Raw genomic sequence first — 6,331 nt, 5'->3', positions numbered from 1 at the left:
TATTACAGGCTTATTTAAAAATATAATACTCTAACTGTCATAATCAAAATCTTTAAACTGTCTCATTATAAATTTTTTTTAAATATAAATATATGCGCATATCGGCATATATGGGTATTGCCTTGTTTTTTTACTTTTTAAAATATAATGGCAATTATTTTTTAATATGATTATATTTACATAAGCCCATATGCCTTTGATTTTGGCCTTTCAAAATATAGTTGTAACAATAGCGCCTTAAAAATAGTTGGACTTTTGCTTTTTGTAAGCTATTATGATATTATAAAAATATTAATTTTTAGGGAGATAAAGCTTGAAAACCGATATCGCAATCGCTTCCGCGGCTAAGTTAAGGCCCATACAAGAAGTGGCGTCCGAGCTTGGTTTGGGCGCGGAAGATTATGATTTGTATGGCAGATATAAAGCAAAAGTCAATCGCGTTACAAAAGATCGTCAAGGCAAGCTGATTTTGGTAACAGCTATTAATCCCACGCCGGCGGGCGAAGGAAAGACCACCATAAGCATCGGTTTGGCTGACGCGCTAAAAAAGCTTGGAAAAAGCGCAATGCTGGCCCTAAGAGAGCCTTCGCTTGGCCCTGTCTTTGGGATTAAGGGCGGCGCGGCGGGCGGCGGCTATGCCCAGCTAGCGCCGATGAGCGAGATTAACTTGCATTTTACGGGGGATTTTCATGCCATAACCTCTGCTAACAATCTTTTGTCGGCGATGATTGACAACCATTTATATTTTGGCAACAAGCTAAACATAAAAACGGTTACTTGGAACAGGTGCTTAGATGTCAACGACAGGGCGCTTAGGAACATTAATATAGTTTATGACGGCAACAGAGTGACGGGCAACCGCAGCGAGAGCTTTAGCATTACCGCGGCAAGCGAAATAATGGCGGTGCTGTGCCTAAGTTCTAGCTTTGACGACCTTAAAGAGCGTTTGGCAAGGATAGTGATAGGATACGATCAGGACAATAACTGCATAACGGCGGGCGACCTAAAAGCTTCTGAAGCTATGGCGATTTTGCTTTACGAGGCGTATAAGCCCAATTTGGCGCAAACCTTGGAAGGCACACCGGCCTTTGTGCACGGGGGACCTTTTGGCAATATCGCGCACGGATGCAACAGCGTAATCGCCACCAAAAGCGCTTTAAAGCTTGCCGATTATGTGGTTACAGAGGCGGGCTTTGGCGCGGACTTGGGCGCGGAGAAATTTTTGAACATAAAATGCCGAGCCAATAACCTCTCGCCTGATTGCGTCGTTTTGGTCGCCACTATTAGGGCGTTAAAATATAACGGACACGCGCAAGATTTAAAAGCCGAAGACTTAGGCGCGCTGGAAAGAGGGCTGCCCAACCTTATCAAGCATATTGACAATGTTACCCAGCAATTCAAATTGCCGTGCGTTGTGGCCATTAATAGATTTTTTAGCGATAGCGAAGCGGAGATTAATCTTGTCAAACAAGCTTGCCAAGCCAAAAACATAAAGGCGATTATAACCGATGTTTATTCTCAAGGCGGCGCGGGAGGATTGGAATTGGCTGAAGAAGTCGTAAGAATTTGTTCTTTGTCTAACAACGGCATTAATTTTACATACGCTTTGGAAGACAGCATTGAGCAAAAGATTGAAAAAATAGCCAAAAATATATACGGCGCGGGCGAAGTGGAGTATTTGCCCAACGCCAAACGCCAACTCAAAAAATTGACCGAGGACGGCTACGGTAATTTGCCCGTTTGCATAGCCAAAACCCAATATTCATTGAGCGACAACCCAAATCTTTTAGGCGCGCCCAAAGGCTTTAAGCTTACGATTAGGGACCTGCAGTTAAGGGCGGGCGCGGGATTTGTGGTCGCCATAGCGGGCGATATTATGCTTATGCCCGGCCTTCCCAAATCGCCCAACGCCGAAAGGATGGCCATTGACAGTCAAGGCAATATAACGGGTTTGTTTTAATATCAATAATAAGTCAAAAATCAATATATAAATAAAACGCAAGGACCAAAGCGAGATGAATTTTATTGAAGAGATTATTGTTGACGACTTAAAAAGCGGCAAAATTAAGCAGTTAATAACCAGGTTTCCGCCCGAGCCCAACGGGTATTTGCATATAGGGCACGCCAAGGCTATTTGCCTTAACTTTTCGCTTGCCCAAAAATATAACGGCATATGCAACCTAAGGTTTGACGATACCAATCCCGAAAAAGAAGAAGAAGAATATTGCAACGCGATAATAAAAGATGTGGAATGGCTGGGCTTTAAGGGCGATATTTATTACGCCTCGGATTATTTTGATATTATGTACGAATGCGCGGTAAAACTTATTAAAAAAGGAAAGGCCTATGTTTGCGAGCTCACGCCCGACGAGATAAGGGAATATCGCGGCACGCTGACCGAGCCCGGCAAGCCAAGCCCTTATAGAGATAGAAGCATAGAAGAAAACTTAAAACTTTTTGAGCAAATGCGCGAGGGCAAATTTCCTGACGGAAGCATGACTTTGCGCGCTAAAATTGACATGGCAAGCCCAAATATCAATATGCGCGACCCCGTGCTTTATAGGATTTTGCACGCCCGCCATCACAGGCAAGGCGACAAATGGTGCATTTATCCTATGTATGACTTTGCCCATCCCATTGAGGATGCCGTAGAAAAAATCACGCATTCCATTTGCACGCTTGAGTTTGAGGACCATAGGCCTTTATATGATTGGGTTGTAAATGAGTGCGAGTTTGACCCCAAGCCCCGCCAATTTGAATTTGCCAGGCTTAACCTAACCCGCACGATTATGTCCAAACGCTATCTCAAAAAGCTGGTTGACGAGGGCGTGGTGGACGGCTGGGACGACCCCAGAATGCCCACTTTGGCGGGGATGCGCAGAAGAGGATTTCCGCCCGAGGCGATAAGGCAATTTTGCGAGCTTATCGGCGTGTCCAAAGCCAATTCCAAAGTGGATGTGGCGCTGCTTGAGCATTGCGTGAGGGACGTTCTTAATGTTAAGGCGGATAGGGCAATGGTGGTAAAAGAACCGCTTAAGGTCGTTATTACCAATTATCCTAAGGGCAAAAGCGAAATCTTAAAAATAGAAAACCACCCCGATTATCCCGAAAGAGGCCAAAGAGAAGTGGTTTTTTCGGGCGAGATATTTATAGAAAAGGAAGACTTCAAGCTTGTTCCTCCGCCTAAATACAAAAGGCTGGTAAAAGGCGGCATAGTAAGACTCAAAGGCGCTTATATCATCCGTTGCGACGATGTGGTCTTGGATGAAAACGGCGAGCCCAAAGAGTTAAAATGCGCCTATTTCCCCGAGAGCAAGAGCGGACAAGACACAAGCGGGTTAAAGCCCAAGGGCGTGATACACTTTGTGGACGCGCGCCAAAATTATCCTTGCAAGCTGATAGATTACGATTATTTATTGGATGACGACGAAACCAAAAAAGATTTTTTGGATAGGCTAAACAAAAACTCAAAAATAGAATACTCAAACGCGGTCGCCGAGAAATCTTTAAATGACGCGCGCCCCGGCGCGCCCTACCAGTTTATGCGCCAAGCGTATTATTGCTGGGATCCAAAAACCAACGCGTTTATCCAAATAGTCGGATTAAAAGACAGCTACAAGATAAAATAAAATTTTTTAAGGATATTTTATGAAGTTGCTAATTACTGGCTCCGATAATTATATAGCCATGAATTTCGCGCAAAGATATTCCAGACGCCATAAAATAACCGAAATAGACAGTCAAACGGACATAACCGATATCAAAAACCTTATTCCAATCTTCAAAAAGAAGAAGTTTGACGCTATTTTGCATTTTGCCGAGGTTTTTGGGCGGCCCGACCAAGTGGACAAAGAGATAGAAATCTTAAACACTATAATGTTTAAGAATATCCAGTCGCTTGCCAAGGCTTATAATGTAAAGAAAATAATAACATTTTCCAATATCAGAGAACTTAATAACATAGACGGTCTAAGGGCTTTTAAAGAATCCGCGCATGCCGATTTTATGCCGCTGGATTCTTACGGAATGGCTAAATTTAATATTACCAATATGGCAAGGATAGACGGCTCGGTCTATGTGCTGAGAAGTTTTGAGGTGTTTGGCAAGGACGCGCCCGACAGCGTGATAACTTCGTTAATCGCCCAAGCCGTTGAAGGCAAAAGCTTGAGCGTGGAAAAAGATATAATTTTGTCGGCTATTTATATTGACGATTTTGTAAAAATAATTAATAATTTCTTGATGCAAGACTTTCCGCCCGGGGATTATAACATAACAAGCGACGAGCTTGCGAACATAAACGATGTGCTAAAAAGGCTAAAAAGAATGACCCAAAACGCCATTTCTATCAGCTTGGGCAAAGAACGGCTTGAGTTTACCGCCAGCAACGACAAGCTAAATTCCGTCATGGGCGGGTTTAAGTTTACGACGCTGCGAAGCGCTCTTAATAGGACATTCAAAGCGTACAAAGACGATGTATAAGAATACATAATTGGAGATTATGGCAAAATGAGAAGACTGACCAGCAACGAATTAAGGAAATTATGGTTTGACTTTTTCAAAGAAAAGGGCCACGCTATTATTGCCTCAGCCTCTTTAATACCCGAAAACGACCCCACGGTTTTGTTCACTACGGCGGGAATGCATCCGCTTGTGCCCTATCTTATGGGGCAAACTCATCCCGAGGGCAAAAGGCTTTGCAATATCCAAAAATGCGTCCGTACGGGCGACATAGACCAAGTAGGCGACGCTTCGCATCTTACCTTTTTTGAGATGATGGGCAATTGGTCATTGGGCGACTATTTCAAAAAAGAAATGATTGAATGGAGTTATGAGTTTTTGACCTCGCCCAAATATCTAGGCATTGACAAAGAACAATTGGCTATATCCGTGTTCGCGGGCGACGAGGACGCGCCCAAAGACGACGAATCCGCGCGGATTTGGGCAAGTTTAGGCATAGACCAAAAGAATATTTTTTACCTGCCCAAAGAAAACAATTGGTGGGGGCCCGCCGGCAAGACAGGGCCTTGCGGACCCGATACCGAGATGTTTGTGGACACGGGCAAGCCCAAATGCTCGTCTGAGTGCTCGCCGGCTTGTAATTGCGGCAAGTATGTGGAAATTTGGAACGATGTTTTTATGGAATATTACAAAGACGAGGCGGGCAATTATAGACCCTTAGAGCAAAAAAATGTGGATACGGGCATGGGTTTGGAGCGCACGGTTTGCATTTTGCAGGGCGCGGATTCCGTGTATGAGACCGATTTGTTTATAGATATTATCAAAAAAATCCAAGACTTAAGCGGCAAAAGCTACCAAACCGAAGACAAAAGGCCGTTTAGAATTATAGCCGATCATATCAGGACATCGGTATTTATCTTGGGCGACCATCGCGGCGTTACGCCGTCCAATGTGGATCAGGGCTATGTGTTAAGAAGGCTTATAAGACGCGCCATAAGATTCGCTAGGATACTGGGCTTGGAGGCGGCGGGCTTGATAGAGGTCGCCAATGCGGTCATTAACCAATACAAAGACATATATAACGAGTTGGAAATTAACGCCGATAAGATAAAAAAAGAACTCGCGCTAGAGATTGCGCGGTTTGAAAGGACGCTAAGGTCGGGACTGAGGGAGTTTGAGCGCGTTGTTCAAGCCATTGAGGGCGATATTATAGACGGCAAAAGCGCTTTTAGGCTATATGACACTTACGGTTTTCCTTTGGAAATGACCCAAGAATTAGCCGCCGAACAAGGACTAAAAGTGGATGTCCAAGGCTTTGAGCAAGCGTTTGCCGAGCATCAAGCCAAGTCCCAAAGCGGCGCCGAACAAAGATTTAAGGGCGGGCTTGCCGACGCGAGCGAGCAGACTACTAAGCTTCATACAGCGACCCATCTTTTGCAGGCGGCGTTGCGCAAGGTTTTGGGCGACGAGGTCTATCAGCGCGGCAGCAACATAACCGCCGAAAGACTGAGGTTTGACTTTTCTTTCGGGCGCAAAGTGGAAAAAGACGAGCTTGATAAAGTTGAGGATTTGGTCAACCAAGTTATTAAGCAAGATTTGCCCGTGTCCGTGGAAGAGATGACCGTAGAGCAGGCCAAAAAAAGCGGGGCTTTGGGCGTGTTTGAGGGCAGATACGGCGAGAAAGTCAAGGTCTATTCAATAGGCGATTTTTCCAAAGAAATTTGCGGCGGGCCGCATGTGGAGCGCACGGGCGCGCTTGGCAAATTTAAAATCAAAAAAGAAGAAAGCTCGTCCGCGGGCGTTAGGCGCATAAGGGCGGTGCTTATTGACGAATAAAGGGCGGGAATATCGCCCTTTTCTATATCCAATAAAA

The 6,331-nt window shown here is 44.7% G+C and carries 4 protein-coding genes; all 4 read left to right on the top strand.

Annotated elements, in window-relative coordinates; all coding sequences use genetic code 11:
* Window positions 1-313: 313 nt before the first annotated feature.
* The 4 genes from GX756_00605 to GX756_00590 are packed head-to-tail and all read left to right on the top strand — an operon-like array spanning window position 314 to window position 6,294.
* On the top strand, window positions 314-1,960 hold the full coding sequence (locus GX756_00605) for a formate--tetrahydrofolate ligase (protein ID NLC16370.1): 1,647 nt from the start codon (window positions 314-316) through the stop codon (window positions 1,958-1,960).
* Window positions 1,961-2,015: 55 nt separating this feature from the next.
* Window positions 2,016-3,629 (top strand): glutamine--tRNA ligase/YqeY domain fusion protein, encoded by a 1,614-nt coding sequence (locus GX756_00600; protein ID NLC16369.1) that lies wholly within the window; start codon window positions 2,016-2,018, stop codon window positions 3,627-3,629.
* A 19-nt stretch (window positions 3,630-3,648) separates the two neighbouring features.
* Entirely contained in the window at window positions 3,649-4,479 is an 831-nt protein-coding gene (locus tag GX756_00595) for an NAD(P)-dependent oxidoreductase (protein NLC16368.1), read from the top strand.
* A 36-nt stretch (window positions 4,480-4,515) separates the two neighbouring features.
* Window positions 4,516-6,294, top strand: coding sequence for an alanine--tRNA ligase (locus tag GX756_00590; GenBank protein NLC16367.1), 1,779 nt, complete (start codon window positions 4,516-4,518; stop codon window positions 6,292-6,294).
* The last annotated feature ends 37 nt before the right edge of the window (window positions 6,295-6,331 follow it).

It is taken from the genome of Clostridiales bacterium (assembly GCA_012512255.1).
In the GTDB taxonomy this organism is placed as follows: Bacteria; Bacillota; Clostridia; order Christensenellales; family DUVY01; genus DUVY01.
Note: the sequence above shows the minus strand (reverse complement) of the source record. Positions and strands in the feature narration are given on the sequence as shown.